This window comes from Streptomyces sp. NPDC001604 (genome assembly GCF_042893475.1).
In the GTDB taxonomy this organism is placed as follows: Bacteria; Actinomycetota; Actinomycetes; order Streptomycetales; family Streptomycetaceae; genus Streptomyces.
Window position 1 is genome coordinate 259,603 of record NZ_JBIAUY010000011.1, and the last position, 22,132, is coordinate 281,734.

Consider the following 22,132-nt stretch of genomic DNA (forward strand, 5'->3'; position numbering starts at 1 on the left):
GGACGCCGGGACGCCGGGACGGCTCACGGGACGGTCGTCAGAACATCGACGACAGTCCGCTGGTGATCGAGGACACGAGCTCCTTGCCCTCCTCGGCGACCTGCTTCACCACGGGAGCCACCCTCTTGGCGACCGGGGTGACCCACTTCGACTGGCCGTAGGTGACCAGACTCAGCGCGGTTCCTGCCGCGGACCACATGAACTCGCTGCTGGTGAAGCCGTGTTCGATGCCGGTGAACAGGGTGCTCAGCGCACCCGCTCCCATCGAGATGCCGCCGAAGATCGCCGCGGCCGGGACACCGACGACGGCGAACGGGGGAAAGACGGCGCTGGCGAGCCCGAGGCCCGCGGCGATCAACCCCGCTCCGACGCTGACGTAGTTGAAGGCGTCGGCCCACCAGCCGGCGTCCGTGTACCACTCGTCGTTGTCGCCGTTGCTGCCGTTCTGGTTGACGTCGTCGTTGGCGTCGTTGTCGGCCGGGTTGCTGCCGTTGTTCCGGTCCTCCTGCGCCTTCTCCGCGGCCTCCCGGGCGGCCTCGCGGGCCTCCGCCTGGCGCTTCTGGACGACGATGGCGCGCGCCTGGTTCGCCGCAGCGGCCGCCGCGGCCGCGTCCCGGCCCGCTTCGAGTTCGGACTGGCGGGCACTGGCCGCGGACTGCTGGGCGCTGTAGGCAGAGGCCAGGGCCGAACGGGCCGCGTCGATCGCCTTGTTCGCGGAGTAGTTCGCCGCACGGGAGGCGGTGCGCGCCGTCGCCGCGGCGGCCGAGGCCTTGTTCGCCGAGGCCCGTGCGTCCGCGGCCGACTTGTCCGCCGCGTCGGCGTTCTGCCGGGCCTGGTCGGAGTACTGGCCGGCCGTCTTGCCTGCGGCCACGGCCGCGTCGGCCCACTCCTGCGCCTTTTCGCCGGCGTTGCGGGCGGTCGCCGCCACCTGCGACGCCAGTGCCGCGGTCTGCTGCGCCGTGTAGGCGGTCTTGGCCGCGGCGGCGATCGCCCCCTGGATCGCGGCGACATGGGTGGCGGAGTCATGGTCGAGCTGGGCTGCCGAATGCTGCACGACCTGGACGAAGTTCCGGCGCATCCACGTCGGCCCCTCCAGGGCGACGTCCCCGTAGGCCTTGGTGTAGTCGCCGCCGTTCGCCACCGAGGTCGCGGTCTCGACCGCATCGTCCTCCCGTACCGCGGCGGGGTAGGTGCGGTCGAAGAAGTCCTGCAAGGCCTCCGGGGTGTTCTTGTCCAGTGCGTCGTTGGCCGCCTCGGTGACCGCCTTGCCGGGCTTCTGGTCGAGGATGCGGCCGATCTGCACCCGGTTGTCGTCCTGCGAGGCCTTGATCACCCCGGAGGTCAGGAAGTCGCCCACCGCCGTGGAGCTGGTGCTCGCCAGAGCCGCGTGCGCCGCCGCGGCGATGGCGGGGTTGGATATCTGCGCGATGTAGAGGACCGTCTCCCGGTCGTCCTGGTGCTGGGCGACGCCCCGGTCGAGGTCGATCCAGGAGAACACGTCGTCGTCGCTGCCGGACAGCGCGAACTGGGCGGCCTCCCGCGTCCAGGCGCCCTTGGCGTCGAGCAGCGCGGTGGCGGCCCTACGGCCCAGGGTGGCGGCCAGCGACAGGTCGCCGTCCGTGAGCAGGGCCTTCTCCGCCGCGCTGATCAGGTCCTTGGTCGCCTTGTCGGTCTGCGCCTCCTGGGCCCGCTTGTTCGCGTACTCGGCCAGCTCCGCCACCTCGATCTCGGCCAGCAGCCGGGCCTCGTCCACCCCCTGCAGCCGCTCCTGCTCCAGGCGCGCCAGCTCCGCGTCCCGGGCCGCCTTGGCGACCGCCATGGCGTCCGTCACGGCCTTGGTGGCGGTGTCGGCGGCCTTGATGGCCTCGGCGGCGTGGGCGGTGGACTTGTTCGCGAAGTCGATGGCCTTGCCCGCGTTCGCCACGGCCTCGTCGACGGCGGCGGCCGCCTTCTCGGCGTGCGCGGCGGCCGAGTTGGCGGCGTCCCGCGCGGCGCTCGCGGCGGAGGCCGCCGTGTTGGCGAGGGCCTGGGCTGTGGAGGCGGCGTTGGTGGCGCGGTTGGCGGCGGCGCTGGCGATGGCGGCCTGGCGCTTGGCCTCGGCGGCCTGCGACTGGGCGACTCCGGACGCGGCCGCGGCCTGCGCGGAAGCGGCAGCGGCGGCCGCGGAGTCACGGGCCGCGGAGGCGGCCGAGGCACTGGCGGTGACGGACTGCGCGCAGGCGGCCCGCGCGTAGTCGGCGGCCTTGGCCGCGGTACGGGCCTTGGCGGCGGAGTTGCGTGCCGCGACCGCCGCGTCCTTGGCCGCCTGGGTCTTGCTCGCGTCCTTGGAGGCGGCGATCGCCGCGTTGTAGGCACGGGAGGCGGCGCCTCCGGCGACGGACGCGGCGTGGGAAGCGGCGGTGGCCGCCCAGGAGGCGCGGCGGGAGGCGTTCACGGCCGCGTTGGAGGCGTTGATGGCGATGCGGGCGGCGTTCGCCGCGCCCGTGGCCGCGCTCGCCGCCTTGCGGGCGGCCGCGGCGGACTTCTGTACGTCCTCCTTGGCGGCCTCGGCTTCGGCCGCGGCTTTCTCCGCCGCCTTCTTCGCCTCGGCCGCGGCGGCCACGGCCCGTTCCGACGCCTCGACGGCCAGGTCGGTCTCGGCCTGGGCGCGCTTGCCCTCCCGGTCGACGACCGCGACGAGTTCCTCGATGGTGGCCGACTCCTGGTCACGGGCGCGCGCGATGTGCTGGCCGGTGTCGAGGAACCACTGGATGTCCGTCGCGGAGCCGTTCAGGGCGCGGTTCGCGTACTTCTGCACCTCGGGCCCGGCGTTGACCAGCATGGCGGCGACCTGGACCTGCGAGTCCTCAAGGCGGGCGCTGTACTGGCCCTCCGTCAGGAAGGTTTCCAGCGCTGCCCGCGTGCCCGTGTCCAGGGCGGCGGACGCCTTGCGCTGGACCGCCTTTCCACCGGTGGCCGACAGGATGGCGGTCGCCACCCGCAGGTCTTCCAGGAGCGCCGGCTCGTAACCGCCCGCGAGGAAGGCGGCGATGGCGCTGTCGCCGTTGTCGAGAGCGGCGACCGCCTCGCGGCGCAGGCCCTTGCCGGAGCGGGCGAGGTAGCTCGCGATCGCGACGCGGTTGTCCTCCGTCGTCACCTTCGGCAGCGTCTGGGCGAGGAAGGTGCTGATGTCGGCGTCGGTGCCGGAAAGGGCGTCGGCCGCTGCCGACTTGGTGGCTCTGCCGCCCGTCATCCAGGCCCTGACCACCTTGCCCCGGTCGGTGTTCGGCAGCGCGAGCGGATCGGCCGTCGTCGCTGCCGCATCGGCTGCGCGGGCCACGGGCGCCCATGTCAGGGGCGCGGTGGCGGCGGCCGTCACAGCGGCGAGCGAGCCGAGGACTCGTCTGCGGCTCCAGAAGATCGTCTGCATGTGTTTTCTGTCCCCGTGATTTCTGTGTGACCTGGTGAGGCGTAAGTGTCGCCTGCGCAATGACGTGACCATACCAATGCATCTCCTTTTGGCAATCAAATCGGCAACGCAGATCAAAGCCCGCGCCGAATCCTGCACGCCAAGCGCTCTTTGCGATGTCTTTACCGTGACCCGTACAACCTTGCGGGAATCGTGTTGAGCGTCACATGAAACCTCCAACTCCCGTCCGTTTTATGGCTGTTGGAGGAGTGGACAAACCCGAGAAAGCGAGGTGGCATCGAGGCGGGGGGAATGCGATGTGGAAGCACTCGCGGCTTTGTCGATTTCCTTCACGTCTGCCTTGAACCACGTCAAGGTCATAGATCCGCAAGCAATCGATTTTGGGAAATTAATGAAGTCGCGTATCAGATTTGCGGCACAGCCGCGCAAGAGATTCCTGACCCGCGCCCTGGGCACGGCGGCGGTCGGCGCCCTGGCGTGGGCCGCCCTGGCGGTCGGCCTCCCCGGCGGGTCCCCTGCCGAGGCGGGTACTGCCACGACGGTCGCGGGCAGCGCCCCCGGTTATGCCGTCGAGAACTTCGACTACCCGCAGGCGGACAAGATCCTCGCCGAGAAGAACATCCAGCTCAAGCGGGGTGACGGCCACATCACGCTGGCCGACTGCGCGAGCGGCACCGGTCAGCTGGAGGTCCAGGCGCGGGACAAGAGCAAGGTCTGCTTCGACGTCAAGGGCAACTCCGGCTGGCTGACCCTGGAGCTGCCGTCGGTCTACCTCATCCGCGGCAACGACTACTCGACCCAGGCGGACATGACGGTCGGCACCGAGCAGCAGTCGTACGACATCGCCAAGAACGCCTGGACCCCGGTGGGCGAGAGCGCGGACGACCAGGCCCGTGAGTGGACGCTCCTGGAGCTTCGGACCTCCAAGTAGAGCCCCGCGAGCCCTTCTGCCCGACTCCGCCACCACCCAGCAGGGAACCGACTTCATGACCTTTGCCAGACCTGTGCGCCTCGCCGCACTGGCCGCCACCCTGACCCTCGGCGCCGCCGTGCTCGCGGCCGCCCCCGCCGCCGCCGTCACCGGCCCCGCGGTCGCCGCCGCCGACACCACCTACGCCTACACCGCGCAGATCACCGTCGGCGATCACGACCGCGGCTGCTCCGGCGTCCTGGTCGACCGCGAGTGGCTGCTGACCGCGGCCAGTTGCTTCGCCGCCGACCCGGCCACCAGCCTGAGCGTGCCCGCGGGCAAGCCGGCCGTGAAGACCACCGCCGTCGTCGGCCGCTCCGACCTGACCGGCACCGCCGGCGCGGCCCGCGAGATCGTCCAACTGGTCCCGCGCACCGACCGCGACGCGGTCCTGGCCCGCCTCAACCGCCCGGTCACGGGCGTCGCCCCGATCTCCCTGGCCACCGCCGCGCCCACCGCGGGCGAGAGCCTCACCCTCGCGGGCTACGGCCGCACCAAGAGCGAGTGGGCGCCGCTGAGCCTGCACACCGGCGCGTTCACCGTGGACTCCGCCGCCACCACGACCGCCTCGGTCACCGGCACCAGCGGCACGGCCGCCTGCATGGGTGACACCGGCGGGCCCCTGGTCCGCACCGGCAGCGGCACCGCCCAACTGGCCGCCCTCGCAAGCCAGTCGTACCAGGGCGGCTGCTACGGCATCGACGCCGGCGTGACCAGCACCGGCGGTGTCGTCACCCGCGTGGACGACCTCGCCTCCTGGGTGAGCGCGACCACCGGCGCGGTCCGCATCACCGACTTCAACTGCGACGGCGTCGAGGACATCGCCATCTCCGACCCCAGGGCGACCGTCGGAGGCGTCGGCTCGGCCGGCCTGATCCGGATCGTCTACGGAGGCGGCAAGGGCACCGCCGAGATCAACCAGAACCTCGACTGGGTTCCCGGCGCCGCCGAGGCCGGCGACTGGTTCGGCGAGTCCATCGACACCGTCGACTACAACGAGGACGGCTGCACCGACCTCGTCGTGGGCACCCCGGCCGAGGACCTCGGCAGCACCGACGCCGCCGGCATGGTCGACATCCTGCACGGCGCCCCCGGCGGCCTCGGCACCGGCACGGTCAAGAACACCCACTTCGAGGAGGGCTACGGCACCGGCTCCCTGGCCACCGCGGTCCCCCAGGCCGGCGACCGGTTCGGCGACTCCATCGCGGCCGGCGTCACCGCCGCCGGTGAGCCGTTCGTGGTCGTCGGCGCGCCGGGGGAGACCGTCAACGGTCAGGCGAAGGCCGGTGCGGCCTTCTACATCCACGGCGGCACCAACATCATCTTCCACCAGGACAGCACCGACGTGCCCGGTGCCGCCGAGGCGAACGACGGCTTCGGTGGCTCGATCACGGCCGACGCCAACTTCTTCGCCGTCGGCGCGCCCGGCGAAGCCATCGGCACCGACGCCAACGCGGGCACCGTGGCGGTCTTCAGCCACACCCTGACCTCCGCGGGCCTGCCCACCCCGAAGTTCGGCCTCGACCAGGACCTCGACACCGTCTCCGGCGGCGCCGAGGCCGGCGACCAGTTCGGCTACGCCCTGGCCCTGGCGCCGTACCGCCCATCGGGCGCGGCCGGCGCCACCGACTCGATCCTCGCGGTCGGCGCCCCCGGCGAGGACCTGGACATCGACGGCGCCGCCAAGGCCGACGCCGGCACCGTCTCGACCTTCCGCATCACCGCCGCCGGCACCTTCACCCAGCTCAACACCCTCTCCCAGGGCACCGGCGACGACGACGTGACCGGCGTCTCGGAGGCCGGGGACCGCATGGGTGCCGCCCTGACCGCGATCAACACCGCCCCGCGGGCCCTGAGCACCACCGCCACGATGAAGCTCGCCGTGGGCGTCCCCAACGAGGCCATCGACACGGCGGCCAACGCGGGCGCGGTCCACACCTTCTCGCTGCTGGGCAGCCCCGGCGCGAACGACCGCTGGCTGGAGGCGGGCGACGGCGACGGCATCCCCACCGCCCCCGGCGCCGACCAGCAACTCGGCACGAGCATCCACTACACCGGCACCAAGCTGTACGTCGGCCTGCCCCTCGGCCCGAGCACCTACGGCACGCTGTACGCCCTGCCGCTGTCCAACGTCACCGCGGGCGGCACGGTGGCCCCCGTCACCACGTACCAGCCCGGCGCGGGCGGCCTCCCGGCAGCGGGCGACCGCTTCGGCTTCGCGGCGCGGTAACTCCCATGAGCCCCCTGGGGACCGGCGACCGCCGGTCCCCAGGGGGCTCGTCCGTCCGGTGCCCCCGCCAAGAGGAGAGACATGACGATGACACGTGCGCAAAGACCTGGACGAATACGTGCCAGAAAGGCCGTAGTGACCCTGCTGACCGTGGTGACGCTGGGGCTCACGACCGGCATGAGCCAGGCACAACAGCAGGGAGCTGAAGGGCATCTGCGACAAGCGGGCAGCGTTGGTCCGGCGGATGCGCCGACCACGCCCCAGACCAGGACCAGCGCTTTCCGGGCGAAAACCGGGGAGCAGTGCGAGCCCACGAAGGCTCGCTCCAAGGAACGCCGGGCCGGTGCCGTCGAGGCCTGTGTGACCACGAGCCCCGCCCCGGCCCAGCCCACGGCACCACAGCAGCGGACCCTTGCCGCGGCCACGGCCGCCGCCGGCAGCTGCGACATCACCACCCCCGGCAGCTACTCCTACCAGCGCTTCGAGTACTGCGTGACCGGGATCAACGTCGTCTACATCCTGCGTGACAGCAACGGCAAGGAACTCGGACGCGGCACCCTGGCGGTCTCCACCAGCGCGACGCTCCCGAAGGCGGGCAAGTCCTGGAACGAGCAGGTCACCGTGACGATGACCAGCGCCAGCGGCGAAGTCGCGGCCCTGAACGCCAAGTTCCGTGCCGCCTGCGGAACCGGCTGCACGGCGACGAAGACCGCCCCGTGGTACGGAGGTGACCTGACCGTCGGCCAGACCCTCACCGGAAACGTCACCTACTCCTCGGCCCCCGCCGTGGGCGCCGTCGCGGAGTTCGACACCTCGTACAAGATGTACGTGACCTCACCGGGCGCCATGGCCGTCGACCCGAACGCCTCCTGGGCGAACCCGCGCAAGGTCCGTTGTGACAACGCGGTCGGCGGTTCGTCGACCGCGGGCTGTGCCGTCCCCTCGGTCATGCCGGTCGTGAAGATGAGCGCGACGTCGTCCGATCCTGGTGGCGCCGTGGCCGCGTACGAGTGGGCGCAGAAGAACCTCAACGACGGCTGGGGCAACGGCAAGCCGCTGACCCGGTCGACGAGCGGCGTGGCCGACCGCTCGGCCCGCACCTGCGGGGGCTTCACGGCGCTGACGGACCTCGTCGCCACCGACACCTGCGGCGACTTCCCCTTCGCCGAGGCGAAGGAAGGCGGCACCTCCGGCGACCAGTGCGTCGAGGTGATCGCCAACCTCGGCAATGGCGAATGGGACTCGTACGTCCTCGGCGACAGCCGGGAGCTGGACAGGACCCGGCCCTGTGTCCGCGCCCATGTCCCGGCCGCCGACAAGCAGTTCGCCGACGCGCAGCTCGCCGAGGGCTTCACGGACCAGCGGGTGATCGACGCCGATCAGTTCAAGGTGACGTTCTCCACGCCGGACACCGGCCCGCACGGCCGCTGCCTGGACACCACACCGGCAGGTTCGCTGCCCAACGGCGACGGCTGGATCCTGAACACCACCGAAGCGGTCGCCCACGTCAACAAGACGACCGACCCGCTCGGCCCGGCCGGTACGCGGCCGACCCGGGCGCAGGCCTGCCTCGGGAAGGGGCCCGTCAAGGGCAGCGGAGCCTCCGGCGACATCACGGGCTGGCAGGACGCGCAGCTGTTCAACCAGGCGAACCCGCCGACGTCCTCGCAGGCCCGGTGCCACCTGATCGCGAACATCCTCGGCGGCAAGGGCCAGATCCTGGACGGCGGCCAGAACAACCTCGTCCCCTGCTGGCAGACCGGCATGAACACCGGCACGCCCAGCATGCGGACGTACGAGTCGATGGCGCAGAACATGCTGAAGGACGGCTCCTTCGGACCGGACGACGCGATCTTCTACCAGGTGACGCCCGTCTACACGGACGCGACGAGCACGATCCCGGTGGGTGTCACGATGACCGCTAACATCGAACGGGCGAACGGGACGACCGAGGAGCTGTTCCCCAGCGTCTACGTCCCCAACACCAAGGGGAACACGGGGTTGTTGAACCTCGGTAACTGATCACCCCCCAGTTCGTACCAGCAGGAGCCGGAATGAGTTTCACCACCCCGCCGCGGCCACTCGACGTGACCGCGCTCTTCCCTCAACTGGCTCCGCTGGCGCGGACGGCGACCCGGCTGCACCCGCGGCCGGGTTCGCCGACGGTGCATGACAGCTCCGTCGGCGGGCCGCTCCTGTGGCCCGCCGACGAGCCGTGGCCGCACTGCGACGGGGAGCACATCTGGGACAAATGGACCCCGGCGTTCTCGCCGGACGACATCCGGCGACAGCGCCGCGGGGCGGCAGCCGGTGAGGGCCGCCCGCAGCCCGAGGGCCCTATCCCCATGCTCCCCGTGGCCCAGCTGTACGCCCGGGACGTTCCGCTCCCGACCCCGCCCGGGGCCGATCTCCTCCAGGTCCTGTGGTGCCCCTTCGACCACCCGACGCATCCGCGCACCGCGCTCTTCTGGCGCTCAGCGGCCGAGGTCACCGACGTCCTCGCTGCCCCGCCCGAACCGTCCGCGGTCCAGCTCGTCACCTATCTGCCGGAGCCGTGCGTGCTCGCGCCGGAGCAGGTCACGGAATACCCCAACCCCATGGAGCTGAGCGAGGACCTCCAGCGGCAACTGAACGACGTGAGCCGCTGGGAGACGGCCGGCCCGGCCTGGAACCCCGCATACGCGGTCGCACCCCACGAGTTCTACCGGAACGAACTCGCCCACGCCCCCGGCTGGAAGACCGGCGGCTGGTCCTCCTGGGGTCTCACCGACCCCATGCCCCGCCCCTGCCCTGCATGCGGCACGGAGGCGCTCCCACTCCTGACGATCGCCAGCACCGAATGGGACGGCGGCAGCGAGAGCTGGGCCCCGCAGGAGGAGCACACCGACCCCACGCCTCTCCCTCCGGGCTACCCGACGGCGAACTTCACGATGATCGACATCGCCAGCGGCTACAACCTCCAGCTCCACGCCTGCCCGGCATCCCCGGACCACCCGCACATCGAACTGGTCCAGTGAACGAGGCTGACGCGTGAACCACCGTAGGCCCCAGCACGGTCACCTGCTGTCGGCCTCGCACACGCTGCTCACCCGGCTACTGCGTAGCCGGGCACGGACGGCCACCGAACGGTCAGTACGACCGATTCCTCCTCCGCGAACCATGAGTGGTCGACCCCGCGCCCCCACACGACGTAATCGCCCTGCTGCTCCAGAAGCACACTGCGGCCAGGAAGTTCAATGCGGAAGCGACCACTGATGAGAACCAGCAGAGCGGTGCGTTCCTCGCCCCTGACCCACTGCAGTCGCTCGTCGCCGCGCGGGTGGACGCCCCATTTGATCTCCACAGCCTCGCTGTGACGAGGATCGCCCACGTCCTTGAAATGGCCCAGAAGCCACCCCCGGTCCAGTGCCGCATCCTTGCCCGCATTGCCCACGTACACGCTGTTGTTCACGTGGCTGGACTTTAGTGCGCGCCAGGCTGCAGACCTCTGCCGCCCCCGCTGTGCGCGGCAGGATGATCAGGACGATCGCGACCCCCCGAGGACGACGAACACGAGACGCGGGTCGGGAGGCGGGCACGCAAGTCGCCGCGGGCCGTTGCAGTCGCCGTCAGCCGTTCACCCCCGTGTAGTGGTCGAGACTCCAGCGCCACAGCAGCCGTGCTCCGAGGTACGCGAGCAGACCCAGCAGTGGGGAGGCCGCCGCCAGCCAGTACGGGACGCCCGTGTCGTGTCCGTGTCCGGTGAGCACCGCAGCCGGGAAGTAGGCGACGAACGCGAGCGGCAGGCCGAAGGTGAGGAAGCCGCCCACCGCCTTGGGCAGCACGTTCAGCGGGTAGCTGCCGAAGGTGCCGAGCAGCTCCTCCAGCCAGCGGCCCCAGTAGTCGGCGGCCGGGAAGCGGAGCGCGGCGCAGGCAACAGCCGTGAACAGGGCGGCCTCCAGCAGCATGCCGCCGAGCACACAGGCGATGAGATACGCGGCCCGCCCCGCCGTCCAGTCGAGGTGGCTGCGGGACAGCGCGCCGACCATCAGGCCCACGGCGACCGTCAGGTCACCGAAGGCGTTGGTGGGGAAGAACTGCAGCTGCACCTGCCGGTGGACCGGCATCGGCCGCAGCAGATAGATGTCGATCCTCCCTTCCTGGACGAACCGGCCCAGCTGGTGCACCCGGCCCAGGCACAGCACGAACAGCCCGTGGGCCAGCATCCGTGTCGCCGGGATCAGCAGCACCTGAGAGCTGTCCCAGCCGCCCATCCCGGTGAACCGGGTCAGCAGCACGGTCGCGAACACGATCACCGACACCTGCCAGATCGCTCCGATCGCGATGTTCAGCAGGAACTCGATGCGGTACTCCATCTGGGCGCGGATGTTGAGGTGTGTGATGCGCCAGGCGATCCGGACGGCATTCATGGGCCTCAGCCTCCCTGGGAGACGACCCGGTGGGCGGCCCGCCGCCACAGGAACCGGGTGAGGAAGAAGAGCAGTACGACCCAGACGGCCTGGATCGCCAACTGCCCGCCCGCGTCGGCCAGTCGGATCCGGCCCACGTACAGCGACAGGGGCACGCTGAGCGTCGCCTGGAAGGGCAGGAAGGTGCTCATGGTGCGGAACCAGCCGGGGAAGAACCACAGCGGGGCGTACACCCCGGACAGCAGGTTCTGCGCGAAGAGCAGGATGAGCATCGCGGAGGTGTTGCGGATGGTCCAGAAGCACAGCTGGTCCAGGAGCAGCATCACGAAGTAGAGGACCAGCTGGCCCAGCAGCAGGCTGACCACGAACACCCCGGCCACCGCTGCCGACCCGGGCGGCTCGATCACCCCGGCCGCGAGGCACACCGCGTATCCGGCGAGCGCCCAGGCGGCCCCGTAGACCTGCTCGCCGAGGGCGCGCAGCGCGTGGTAGCGGGCGGGCGGCAGCGGACGCAGATACCAGTAGACGATGGTGCCGAAGTGCATGTGCTGCAGAACCGTGTCCCGGCCCGCGTACTGGTCCAACTCCCGCAGCCGGGAGGCGAGTACGGCCAGCACGGCGTAGGTGATGGCCTGCTCGCGGGTCATGCCGGCCGTGGCGCCGGAGTGTGCGTACAGGCCGCTCCACAGGGACGCCACCAGCACCACCTGGACGACCAGCCGGACCAGGACGGCCGTCATCCGGGGCGGGGCGTGCAGCTCGCCGAGCGGGGTGACGCGGGCGGCCCGCCACGCGTGCAGAACGGCCATGTCAGACCTCTTCCGCCGCGGGCTCCGCATGCGCGTACGCCACCCGCATCACGTCCTCCAGGTCCGCCTCGTCGATGGCGATGCCGGTCACCTCGTACCGCTCGATGACCGCCTTGAGCGCCTGGTGGACCGTGGGCGCCTCCGGCCCGTCCGGGCCGAACACCACCTGCGGGCCGTCCTGTCGCAACAGGGCGATGCCCAGGGGCGGTACGACGTCGGTGTGCCCGTCGGCGAGCGTCGCCCGCACCTGCCAGGTCGAGCCGAACTTGCGGCGGATCTCGTCGAGAGTGCCGTCGAGGACCAGCCGCCCGTGGTTGATCAGGACGACCCGCTCGGCGAGCCGCTCGACCTCCGTCATGTCGTGCGTGGTCAGCAGCACCGTACGGCCACGCTCCTCGACCTGGTGGCGCAGGAACTCCCGGACCTGCTCCTTGACCACCACGTCCATGCCGATGGTCGGTTCGTCGAGGAAGACGACCGGCGGGTCGTGCAGCAGGGCCGCCGCCAGGTCGCAGCGAACCCGCTGGCCGAGGGAGAGATGGCGTACGCGGGTGTCCCAGAAGGCGGACAGTTCGAGGATGTCGTCGAACTCCCGCAGCCGGGCGGTGTGTTCGGCATCCGGTACGTCGTAGATGTCCCGCAGGATCGAGAACGACTCCCGCACCGGCAGGTCCCACCACAGCTGGGTGCGCTGCCCGAACACGGCGCCGATGTTGCGGGCGTTGCGCTCCCGCTCCTCGTACGGCACCACGCCCGCCACCCGGGCCTCGCCGGAGGTGGGCGTGAGGATGCCGGTGAGCATCTTGATGGTGGTGGACTTGCCTGCGCCGTTCGGGCCCAGCAGGGCGAGGAGTTCGCCCGGCGCCACGTCGAAGCTGATGTCGGAGACGGCGTGCTTGACCGCCCGCTCCGGGTTGACGAGCGATCTGAGCGCGCCGGCGAAACCCGGACGGCGCACGGTGGTGTGGAAGGAGCGGGAGAGGGAGCGGACCTCGATACTGCCGATCACTCGACGAACCTCCGGGTGAGCTGGATCAGCCAGACGGTCACCGCGAGCGAGACGGCGGAGAGCGCGGTCAGCAGCCAGGGGACGGCGTGGATGCCCGAGGCCTCGATGCCCGCCCCCAGCAGCGGGGGAGCCGCCACTCCGCCGATCATCGACGCGGCGATGACCCAGGCACCGGCGCGCCTCGCCTGGGGAAGCGCCCTGTTCAGCCAGGGCAGTCCGGTCGGGAAGACCGGTGCGATGAACAACCCAACACCGGCGTAGGCCACCGGCGCCACTCCTTTTACACGTGCCAGCAGCAGACACACCGTCATGCCGGCCGCGCAGATCGTCAGGATCCGCTCGGGGGAGTACTTCAGGGTGATCGGCACGACGAGGAAACGGCCCGCCGTCATCATCAGCCAGTACACGGAGGTCGCCGAGGCGGCCACGGCCGTGCTGTAGCCGACGGTCTCCAGATGCGTGGGCTCCCAGCCGCCCACACCCGCTTCCACGCCGACGTTCAGGATGTACAGGGCGAGGAAGCCGACGAGGACGCGGGAGAGGCCACCGCCCAGCGAGCCGGGCTGCTGCTCCTTGTCCGTCGGCTCGACAGGGCGCGTACGCACCCCGCTCGATCCCAGCGGAACCAGCACCGCGGCCAGCACCGCACACACCCCGAAGGCATACGCGTACGCGTCCGGCCCCAGCCAGGCCACCACCGCCGGGCCGAGCACCGCCCCGATGCCGAAGTGGGCGTTGAGCACGTTCAGCATGGCCGTGGAACGGTCGCCGAAGCCGACCGCGAACAGCTGGTTGAGGCCGTAGTCGATGCCGCCGAAGCCGAGGCCGCCGAGGAAGGCGGCGGCGAGCGCGAGGGGCCAGTTCGGGGCGAGCGCGAAGCCCGCACCGCCCAGCGCCATCAGGCCGTAGCTCGCCGCCAGCAGCGCCCTGTTGCTGATCCGGGAGTGGATCGCGTTGAAGGCCAGGACGCCCGCGACACCACCCGTGAAGTGCAGGCTCAGACCGAGCCCGGCACCGGACGGGGACAGGCCGAACTCCGCACGCAGGCCCGGCACCGAGGGGCCGTACAGGGCCTGGAGCATGCCGATGAGGACGAAGCCGGCGCACGATGCCACCGCGGCCGGCCGGTTGAAGAGCCGGCCGGCCGCAGTGGACCGTATGTCCGTGTCCGTCAACTGATCTCCGAGAAGACGAAGGAGAACTCGGCCGGCTCGGCGCGCAGCTGGTACTGCGGCAGCACGCCCGGGCCGCAGGACCCGGTGCCGATGCCGTGCAGGGCGTGGTCGAGGTTGACCCAGACCGTGTCACCGGGCGTGAGATCGGTGCGGTGCGAGGCCGCGTCCAGCTGTTCGGTGGTCCAGCGCCGGGCACTGAAGGAGAACTCCGGGTCGCCCTCGATGCGCAGCCCGCCGATCTCCGCCCAGCGGACGTCGGCGCGGGCGCCGTTCTCCTGCGGGCGGAGGTACGGCGTCTGCAGTCCGTCGACCGTGGACTCCCAACGGCCGAGCTGCGAGGCCGACTTGGTGTCCGCGTACGCCTCACCGGGGCCGCCGCCGAACCAGCGCACGCGATCGGCGGTCGCGTCCAGCCCGAAGCGGACGCCGAGCCGCGGCAGCGGCACCGTCCACTCACCCTCCGGACCCACCGAGACCGTCAGCTTCAGCCGGTTGCCGTCGGACGTCCAGCGGTACACCGTCGCGAGACCGAACTCCCATGCGGCGGGGGCCACCCGGGTCCGCACGGTCAGCGCGTCGTCGCCGAGCTCCACCCCGTCGAGCCGGTGCCGCATGCGGTGCAGTCCGTACTTGCGCCACAGCTCCGCATAGCGTGTCTCGGTCTGCCATTCGGCGCCCTCGTCGTTGTCGGTGGTCGCCCGCCACACATCGAGGCGCAGACCGTCCACCGCGACCCCGCCGATGGTCCTCAGCGCACCGGTGCGGGCGTCGAAGGACGCCGGGCCCAGGGTGATGACCCGCTCGCCCAGGACGGGTCCGTCGGTCGCGGCAACCCTGGGCAGCGGCCGCGCGGCCACCGCGAACTGCCCCCACGCCACCGGGTGGCCCTTGGGTGCCCACGCCGTGTCGGCCGCGAGCGAGGCCCGCACCGTCCACTGCGTCTCGCCGCCGCCACCGTCGGCGGGCGGCTCGGGCAGCTTCACATCGCCCGACTCACCCGGGGCGAGCGCGGGCACCGACAGGGAACCCGACTCGACGGTCTCCCCGTCCACTTGGTACGACCACTCGAACGCAAAGGCGGACAGGTCGGCGAAGTCCTGCTTGTTCGTCACCCGTACGGTGCCGGCGGAGCCGTCGCCCTCGATGCCGACCGGCTCGACGACCTTCTTGAACTCCAGCAGCCCCGGCGACGGGGTCCGGTCCGGGAACAGCAGTCCGTCACAGACGAAGTTCCCGTCGTGCAGCTCCTCGCCGAAGTCGCCGCCGTAGGCGTAGCCCAGCTCGGGGTGGGTGATGCCGTGGTCGATCCACTCCCAGACGAAGGCGCCCTGGAGACGCTCGTACGTCTCGAACAGCCGCTGGTAGTCGGCGAGTCCGCCGGGGCCGTTGCCCATGGCGTGTGCGTACTCGCACAGGATGAAGGGGAGCCCGCGCCGCTTGTGCGTGCCTCCGTCCAGCTCCTGCCCGATCTGCTCGACCTCGGCGTGGCTCGCGTACATCCGCGAGTACATGTCCGTGTCACGGCAGTTCCAGTCGCCCTCGTAGTGCACGAGGCGCGAGGCGTCCCGGTCGTGGATCCACTCGGCCATGGCGGTGAGGCCGCGCCCGGTGCCGGCCTCGTTGCCCAAAGACCAGATGACGACCGACGGGTGGTTCTTGTCCCGCTCGACCATGCGGGCCGCGCGGTCGAGGAGGGCCGGGTTCCAGCGGTCGTCGTCGACCGGGTTGTCCCGCCAGGCCTGCTCGGTGAAGCCGTGGGTCTCCAGGTCGCACTCGTCGATGACCCACAGCCCGTACTCGTCGCACAGGTCGAGGAAGGCCGGGTGCGGCGGGTAGTGGGAGGTGCGGACGGCGTTGACGTTGTGCCGCTTCATCAGCAACACGTCCTCGCGCATGGTGTCGAGGTCGAGGGCGCGGCCCTTGTCGGGGTGCCACTCGTGGCGGTTGACGCCCTTGAAGAGGACCGCCCTGCCGTTGACCTTGATCAGGCCGTCCTCGAGGACGACGGTCCGGAAGCCGATGCGCAGCGGGACGCGCTCGCCCTCGGTCACCAGCTCGCCGTCGTACAGCTTCGGCGTCTCGGCCGTCCACGCCTCGACCGGGACCGTCACCGGCTCGCCCGTGGCGACATCGATGTCCAGCGCGGGCACGGTCACCCGCCCGTCCACGTCGGAGTCGACGCGCAGGGTGCCCTCGCCGGTGACGTGGTCGTAGGAGGCGTGCACGAAGAAGTCGAGGGCGCTGCCCGCCGGGCGGTGCAGCAGCGTCACGTCACGGAAGATGCCGGGCAGCCACCACTGGTCCTGGTCCTCCAGGTAGGAGCCCGCGGACCACTGGTGCACGCGTACGGCCAGCACGTTGCCGCTCGGCTTCAGCAGGTGCCCGACCGCGAACTCGTGCGGCAGCCGGGAGCCCTTGAACTCGCCGATGTCCGTGCCGTTCAGCCAGACGCGGGCGCAGGACTCGACACCGTCGAACCGGATCACCGCACCGCCGTCGGCCGGCCAGTCCTCGGGCAGGTCGAAGACGCGCAGGTGGTCGCCGGTCGGGTTCTCCGTCGGGACGTGCGGCGGATCGACCGGGAAGGGGTAGAGGTGGTTGGTGTAGATGGGCAGGCCGAAGGCGCCGTCGCCCTGGAGAACCCAGTGACCGGGGACCGTGACCTCGGGCCAGCCGCCGGCGTCGAATCCGGGCTCGGCGAAGGAGTCGTCCTCGGCGTCGATGGTCGGTGAGACGCGCAGGCGCCAACTTCCGTTCAGAGAAAGCGACTTGGCGTCGGAGGTGGCGTACCAGGCGCGGGGCGGAAGGGCGCCGCTGCCGGGTGAGACGTCCTCGACGTAGTCGATGGCCGTGGTCGTGCGGGAAGTCATCGGTCTCCAGGTCTCGGGATTGCGGGTGTCAGCCCTTGATGCCGGTCTGCGCGATCCCCTGCACCAGCCAGCGCTGGAGGAAGAGGAACACGAAGATCAGGGGCAGGATGGAGATGGCGGTGGCCATGAAGATCAGATGGAAGTTCACGGTCTGGTTGGTCATGAAGGAGGACAGCGCGATCTGGACGGTCCAGGAGCTCGGGTCCTGGCCGATGACCAGCGGCCACAGGAAGGAGTTCCAGGCGCTGATGAAGGTGATCGTGGCGATCGCCGCGAAGAAGTTCAGCGAGTTGGGCACGACGATCCGCCAGTACGCGCCCCAGTAGCCGAGCCCGTCCACACGTGCCGCCTCCTCCAGTTCCTTGGGGAATCCCAGGAAGTACTGCCTGAAGAGAAAACACGTGAAACCGCTGAACAGGCCCGGGATGATCAGTCCGCGGTAGGTGTCCACCCAGCCGAGTGACGAGACCAGCACGAAGCTGGGCACGAAGGTGACGGCCGTCGGGACCATCAGGGTCGCCAGGACCGCGTAGAAGACCTTGTTGGCGTGCTTGTACGGGATGCGGGCCAGGCCGTAGCCAGCCAGTGAACAGACCAGGAGGGTGCCGAAGGTGGTCAGGACGGCGACCACCAGCGAGTTGATCATGGAGCGGCCGAAGTCGACCGTGGGGTCGTCGAACAGCTCGGAGATGTTGCCCCACTGGAAGGAAGGCAGCACCTTCCAGTTCTCGCCCGTGATCTCCAGGTCCGTGGACAGGGAGTTGCGGACGATCAGGTAGAACGGGATCAGGAAGAGCAGCGCGGCGACGCCGACGGCGATGTACAGCCCCGTGTTGCCGAAGACGCCCCGGCCCTTCTTGGGCTGCTTGCCGACCTGGGGTGCGGTGGTGGTCACTTGGACTCGTCCCCCCTTCCGAAGCCCATGAACTTCCCCTGGATCAGGGTGACGACGCAGATGAGCAGTGACAGGATGACCGCGCCCGCGCTGCCGGCGCCGTAATCCTGGCTGGTGCCGAGGGCCGATTTGTAGAGGATCATGAGCGGTGTCTGGGCCCATGTCGCCTTCTGCCCGATGATGTTGAAGAACTCGTCGAACGCCTGGTAGGCGGCGATGAGCAGCAGCAGGATCACCGCGGTCGAGGTGGCGCGCAGCTGGGGCAGCGTGATGTACCGGAAGGTCTGCCAGCCCTTCTTCGCACCGTCGATGGCGGCGGCCTCGTACAGCTCGGCCGGGATGTTCTGCAGCGCCGCCAGGAAGAGGATCATGTAGAAGCCGGACTGGATCCACAGGCGCAGGGTCACGATGACCAGCCAGTACCAGGGCGGGGTGGGGTTGGACATCCATGCGATGGTGTCGGCGCCGAACCAGCCGATGACCGTGTTCGCGAGTCCGAAGCGGACGCCGCTGAAGATGGACATCTTCCAGATCAGGGCCGCGGCCACGTAGGAGACGGCGGTCGGCAGGAAGAACACCGAGCGGAAGAACGCCCGCATGAAGCGCAGCCGGTTGACCAGCAGCGCGAGGCCCAGCGACAGCGCCCAGGTGGTCGGCACGATGAACGCGGCGAACACGGTGAACGTCACCAGCGAGTCGGGGAACTCGCTGTTGGTCAGGATCTGCTTGTAGTTGTCGAAACCGATGAAATGGCTCGGCGTGACGGTGTAGCGGGCGTCGAAGAAGCTGAGCCAGATGCTCCAGACGATCGGCACGAAGACGAAGATCGCCAGGCCGATCAGGAAGGGCCCGGTGAAGAGCCAGAAGTTGACGGTGGCGTTGCCCCGCAGGCCCCGCCGCGGCCGGGCCTGGGAGGCCTTGGCCGGGGCGGGCTGGGCGACCCCGCGTGTGGTGGTGGTCGACATGTCGTGGTCTTCCCGGCGGCCTATCCGAACAGCTTCTTGAGCTCGACGTTGACCTTCTTGTCGCAGGTGTCGAGAGCCTTCTCCGGGTCGCCGTTCTTACGGACGGAGGACGCGATCACCTCGGCGAACGCGTTCTGCATGGTCTGGTCGTAGGCGATGTTGTCGAAGTGGCCGTAGTCGGTGAAGAGCTTCACGCCCTCGGCCGGCAGACCCGACTTGAGCTTGGTGGCCTTGTTGGCGATCGAGGTGCGCGGCGGGATGTGGAAGCCGTACGAGGTGGCCCAGTCCTCCTGGTACTGCGTCTGGTCGATCCACAGCCACTTCACGTATTCCTTGGCCTCCTCGACGTGCTTGCCCTTGGCGTTGACGAAGATCGACCAGCCGCCGTTGTAGACGGACGGCTTGCCCGCGCTGCCGATCTTCGGGAACGGGAAGATGCCGAGGTCGTCGCCGAGCGCCTGCTGCATGGCCGGCATGGACCACATGCCGCCCCACTGGATGGCGCACAGGCCCTGGTTGAGCGCGGACGGGTCCCAGAAGTCGGTCGGGGCGTCGAGGAGCACGTTGCCGCTGGTGAACAGCGTGCGGAGCTTCTTGAGGCCCTCGATGACGCCGTCCGTGTGGTAGGCGATCTCGTTCTTCTCGTTGATGGTGTCGGCACCGGCGGACCAGATGATGGGGTTCTGGATCGCGCTGAAGTCGTTGCCGAGGAAGACGCCCTTGACCTTGCCGGTGGTGAGCTTGGCGGCGGCCTCGACCAGCTCGTCGAGCGTGGTCGGGACGTCGACCTTCGCCTTCTCCAGCATCGACTTGCGGTAGTAGAAGAACTGCGGGTCGTCGATCATCCGGATCCCGTAGATCTTCCCGTCGACCGTGTGGGACTTGATGTCGTTCGGGTTGAAGTCGCTCTTGACCGGGTCGATGAGGTCGGTCAGGTCCGCCACCTGGCCGCTCTTGACGAGCTGAAGCTGCGGGTGGAACTCGAAGACGTCGGGTGCTTTCGAGGTGAGCAGCGCCGCGAAGAGCGCGGACTCGAAGTTGTTGCCCGTGATCCAGTTGGTGTTGACGTCGGCCTTCTTGTAGGCCGCCGCGTACCGCTTGAGGGCCTGCTCCGTGCCCGCCTCGCCGTAGGCGTGGAAGTACTGGGTGAGCGGCGTGCCCGAACCGGACCCGCCGGACCCGCCCCCACGCCCGTTGTTGCTGCCGCACGCAGCCAGCGTGCCGGCCGCGGCCATGCCCGCGGCGGCCCGGAATATGGACCGACGGGAGAAGTTGCTGTTGCTCATTGCCGACATGCTGACGTCCTTGTCTCGATTGCGGCTGCGGCTCCACGGCTCCAGCGCACCTGGCTGCTGCGTGGCTCGAATTGCGTTGTGGTGCGGGGACGTTAACCTTCGGCTAAGGCTTCGGCAAGGGGTTGGACGAAGTCTGTTCGAAGCGTTAAATCCGGTTCGGAATCCCGAACATGGGGGTGGTGCGGGGGGTGAGGGCCGCCGGGTCAGCGTGTGGCCGGCGGCCCTCGATACCGGTGGCTAGGCCTTGTTCCAGACCTCGTTGGTGCCGCCGTTGCAGCTGTACAGGATCACTTTGCCGCCGTCGGCGGTCGCCTGCCCGCTGACGTCCAGGCACTTGCCGGACGCCTCGCTGAGGATCTGGCCGTTGGCGTTGAGGAGCCAGCGCTGGCTTGCGTCACCTGTGAAGTCGGCGGTCGTCGTCAGGCCCGAACCCCCGGCCGTGAGATAGCCGTTCGGGCCCTTGAGGGCGCCCTTGCCGTCGTACGACCACGACTGCTCGGTCCCGCCCGTGCAGGTGCTGATGGCGGCCCCGGTGGCGCCCGCGGTCAGGCACTTGCCGGACTGCTTGCCCTGCAGCGCACCCGTGATCGCCGAGCTGCCCTTGCCCTTCTGGTCGAAGACGTACGTCGTGATGGAGCGGGCCGCGAGGGTCGTGGACGCCGTGCCGCCGCTCACCGTCGGCCTGGCGACGTCCGCCCAGTCCTCGGTGGCCGAGGTCCGCACGGCCTGCACGGCCCGCACCGGCGTCTTGTTGTTGAAGTGCAAACTCAGCGGTGTGTCGGTGGAGTTGTGGTTGTTGACCACGACGACCCACTTGCCGTTCCGGTCGTACGACGACACCTCGACGCCGTCCGGCGCCCCGGTCACGTTGTGCGCGACCGAGCCCGGCCTCACGAACCTGCTGTACTGGCCGAGCGCGTAGTACCGCTTGGTGAAGTAAAGCTTCTGGTTGCCGTTCGTCGCGTAGTCGGGGTCGTAGTAGATCAGGCCGTCGTTCCAGCCCGTGTCGTTGCGTTCGGTGGGTGAGGTGCCGTAGCCGCTGGCCAGGGCCACCCACCACTGGAACGCCGAGTCGTGCGAGCTCGCGAAGTCCTTGTAGATGATCCGCGACATCAGCAGGGCGTTGTCGATGGTGGGGTCGTACTCCTGGTTCCAGCCCGTGGTGCCCTTGCCGAAGCAGCAGATCTCGGTGGCCCAGGACTTCTTGCCGACCGCCCTCGACGTCTCGTAGACGTTGCCCAGCTGGCCGTCGTTGGGGTTGTTGTACGTGTGGTGGGCGAGCGCGGACACATACTGCGCGGTGCCCGGCTGCGAGATCCACTGCGGCAGCTCGTCGGTGAACTGGGTGGTCTTGCTGGACTCGTCCGCGATGATCGACGTCCGCTGCTTGCGGGCCCGCTGCTCGGCGCCGAGCGCCCGCACGATGTCGTCGCGCTGGTCGACGGTGACCTGCATGCCCTCCTGGCCGCAGTCCCCGAAGTCGTTGTCCGGCTCGTTGAACGGGCTGATGTGGTCCAGCTTCACGCCCTGCTCGGCGAAGTGGTCGGTCACGTCCGCCACGTACTTGGCGAAGTCCGGCTCGCTGCCCGCCTTCAACTGGCCGCCGCAGCTCTGGCCGTTGGTCGTCCACTGCGCGGGCGCGCTGTTGACGAAGCCGATCAGGTCCTTGACGCCGTACTTCGCGGCGTACTTGAGGAAGGTACGGCCCCCCTTGTCATTGCTCCAGTCGTACGAGCCGTCGGGGCCCAGGAAGTCCTGGGCGGCGCGGGCCGGGGTGGTGACCGCGACGCCGCCACCGCCGAGGTTGTAGCGGTACGAGGAGAGGGCCAGGCCCTGCCGGGAGAAGAGCAGGCCCGCGACCCGGGCCTGCACCTCGGGCTTGAAGTGCTGCAGGTCGTTGACCCACCAGGCGCCCGAGGCGCCGATGTCGTCGATGGTCTGGGCGGCGTGCGGGGAGACCTCGGCCGCCGTGGGGGTGGCGGCCGAGGAGGACGGGGCGGATATCAGGGGACCCGCGACGGCGAGAGCGGCTGCGGCCGTCCACAGGGCGGATCTGCGGGGGTGGGGGTGGGGGTGAGACACGTGCATCCCTTCCG

The 22,132-nt window shown here is 69.9% G+C and carries 15 protein-coding genes; 4 read left to right on the forward strand and 11 right to left on the reverse strand.

Annotation, left to right across the window (positions count from 1 at the left end; all coding sequences use genetic code 11):
- Positions 1–37 precede the first annotated feature (37 nt).
- Complete coding sequence (locus ACFY1E_RS28395) at positions 38–3,409, reverse strand: ALF repeat-containing protein (RefSeq protein WP_389080495.1); 3,372 nt, start codon at positions 3,407–3,409, stop codon at positions 38–40.
- Positions 3,410–3,800: 391 nt separating this feature from the next.
- Here ACFY1E_RS28395 and ACFY1E_RS28400 point away from each other — a divergent pair, with 391 nt between their 5' ends.
- From ACFY1E_RS28400 to ACFY1E_RS28415, 4 genes are all read left to right on the forward strand, one after another.
- Entirely contained in the window at positions 3,801–4,340 is a 540-nt protein-coding gene (locus ACFY1E_RS28400; RefSeq protein WP_389080497.1) for a hypothetical protein, read from the forward strand.
- Positions 4,341–4,395: 55 nt separating this feature from the next.
- The gene (locus ACFY1E_RS28405) at positions 4,396–6,609 is read left to right on the forward strand and encodes a trypsin-like serine protease (protein ID WP_389080498.1); all 2,214 of its coding nucleotides are present in this window, start codon (positions 4,396–4,398) and stop codon (positions 6,607–6,609) included.
- Positions 6,610–6,744: 135 nt separating this feature from the next.
- A complete protein-coding gene (locus ACFY1E_RS28410) occupies positions 6,745–8,631 on the forward strand; it encodes a DNA/RNA non-specific endonuclease (RefSeq protein WP_389080500.1) in 1,887 nt (628 codons plus the stop codon).
- A 32-nt stretch (positions 8,632–8,663) separates the two neighbouring features.
- Positions 8,664–9,626 (forward strand): hypothetical protein, encoded by a 963-nt coding sequence (locus ACFY1E_RS28415; RefSeq protein WP_389080501.1) that lies wholly within the window; start codon positions 8,664–8,666, stop codon positions 9,624–9,626.
- Positions 9,627–9,694: 68 nt separating this feature from the next.
- Here ACFY1E_RS28415 and ACFY1E_RS28420 read toward each other — a convergent pair whose 3' ends face one another.
- The 10 genes from ACFY1E_RS28420 to ACFY1E_RS28465 all read right to left on the reverse strand — a co-directional run bounded on the left by ACFY1E_RS28420 (position 9,695) and on the right by ACFY1E_RS28465 (position 22,124).
- Complete coding sequence (locus tag ACFY1E_RS28420) at positions 9,695–10,060, reverse strand: signal peptidase I (RefSeq protein WP_389080503.1); 366 nt, start codon at positions 10,058–10,060, stop codon at positions 9,695–9,697.
- Positions 10,061–10,217: 157 nt separating this feature from the next.
- Complete coding sequence (locus tag ACFY1E_RS28425; RefSeq protein WP_389080505.1) at positions 10,218–11,018, reverse strand: ABC transporter permease; 801 nt, start codon at positions 11,016–11,018, stop codon at positions 10,218–10,220.
- 5 nt (positions 11,019–11,023) lie between these two features.
- Complete coding sequence (locus ACFY1E_RS28430) at positions 11,024–11,827, reverse strand: ABC transporter permease (protein ID WP_389080507.1); 804 nt, start codon at positions 11,825–11,827, stop codon at positions 11,024–11,026.
- A 1-nt stretch (position 11,828) separates the two neighbouring features.
- Positions 11,829–12,836, reverse strand: a complete 1,008-nt coding sequence (locus ACFY1E_RS28435) for an ATP-binding cassette domain-containing protein (protein ID WP_389080508.1) — start codon at positions 12,834–12,836, stop codon at positions 11,829–11,831.
- A complete protein-coding gene (locus tag ACFY1E_RS28440; protein ID WP_389080510.1) occupies positions 12,833–14,011 on the reverse strand; it encodes an MFS transporter in 1,179 nt (392 codons plus the stop codon). Before ACFY1E_RS28440 ends, ACFY1E_RS28435 begins: the two co-directional genes overlap by 4 nt.
- On the reverse strand, positions 14,008–16,881 hold the full coding sequence (locus ACFY1E_RS28445; RefSeq protein ID WP_389080512.1) for a glycoside hydrolase family 2 TIM barrel-domain containing protein: 2,874 nt from the start codon (positions 16,879–16,881) through the stop codon (positions 14,008–14,010). Before ACFY1E_RS28445 ends, ACFY1E_RS28440 begins: the two co-directional genes overlap by 4 nt.
- A gap of 28 nt (positions 16,882–16,909) precedes the next feature.
- On the reverse strand, positions 16,910–17,776 hold the full coding sequence (locus ACFY1E_RS28450) for a carbohydrate ABC transporter permease (RefSeq protein ID WP_389080513.1): 867 nt from the start codon (positions 17,774–17,776) through the stop codon (positions 16,910–16,912).
- Positions 17,773–18,741, reverse strand: a complete 969-nt coding sequence (locus ACFY1E_RS28455) for a carbohydrate ABC transporter permease (RefSeq protein ID WP_389080515.1) — start codon at positions 18,739–18,741, stop codon at positions 17,773–17,775. The genes ACFY1E_RS28450 and ACFY1E_RS28455 overlap by 4 nt, the downstream gene beginning before the upstream one ends.
- 20 nt (positions 18,742–18,761) lie before the next feature.
- Positions 18,762–20,036: an ABC transporter substrate-binding protein gene (locus tag ACFY1E_RS28460; RefSeq protein WP_389080517.1), complete on the reverse strand. Its 1,275-nt coding sequence runs from the start codon at positions 20,034–20,036 to the stop codon at positions 18,762–18,764.
- 237 nt (positions 20,037–20,273) lie between these two features.
- Positions 20,274–22,124: a glycoside hydrolase gene (locus tag ACFY1E_RS28465; protein ID WP_389080518.1), complete on the reverse strand. Its 1,851-nt coding sequence runs from the start codon at positions 22,122–22,124 to the stop codon at positions 20,274–20,276.
- Positions 22,125–22,132: the final 8 nt, after the last annotated feature.

What these genes read in the sequence shown, in the direction of transcription:
- ACFY1E_RS28395 (WP_389080495.1), bottom strand. Translation starts at nt 3,409, where the DNA reads ATGCAGACGATCTTCTGGAGCCGCAGACGAGTCCTCGGCTCGCTCGCC.
- ACFY1E_RS28400 (WP_389080497.1), top strand. Translation starts at nt 3,801, where the DNA reads ATGAAGTCGCGTATCAGATTTGCGGCACAGCCGCGCAAGAGATTCCTG.
- ACFY1E_RS28405 (WP_389080498.1), top strand. Translation starts at nt 4,396, where the DNA reads ATGACCTTTGCCAGACCTGTGCGCCTCGCCGCACTGGCCGCCACCCTG.
- ACFY1E_RS28415 (WP_389080501.1), top strand. Translation starts at nt 8,664, where the DNA reads ATGAGTTTCACCACCCCGCCGCGGCCACTCGACGTGACCGCGCTCTTC.
- ACFY1E_RS28425 (WP_389080505.1), bottom strand. Translation starts at nt 11,018, where the DNA reads ATGAATGCCGTCCGGATCGCCTGGCGCATCACACACCTCAACATCCGC.
- ACFY1E_RS28430 (WP_389080507.1), bottom strand. Translation starts at nt 11,827, where the DNA reads ATGGCCGTTCTGCACGCGTGGCGGGCCGCCCGCGTCACCCCGCTCGGC.
- ACFY1E_RS28445 (WP_389080512.1), bottom strand. Translation starts at nt 16,881, where the DNA reads ATGACTTCCCGCACGACCACGGCCATCGACTACGTCGAGGACGTCTCA.
- ACFY1E_RS28455 (WP_389080515.1), bottom strand. Translation starts at nt 18,741, where the DNA reads ATGTCGACCACCACCACACGCGGGGTCGCCCAGCCCGCCCCGGCCAAG.
- ACFY1E_RS28460 (WP_389080517.1), bottom strand. Translation starts at nt 20,036, where the DNA reads ATGTCGGCAATGAGCAACAGCAACTTCTCCCGTCGGTCCATATTCCGG.
- ACFY1E_RS28465 (WP_389080518.1), bottom strand. Translation starts at nt 22,124, where the DNA reads ATGCACGTGTCTCACCCCCACCCCCACCCCCGCAGATCCGCCCTGTGG.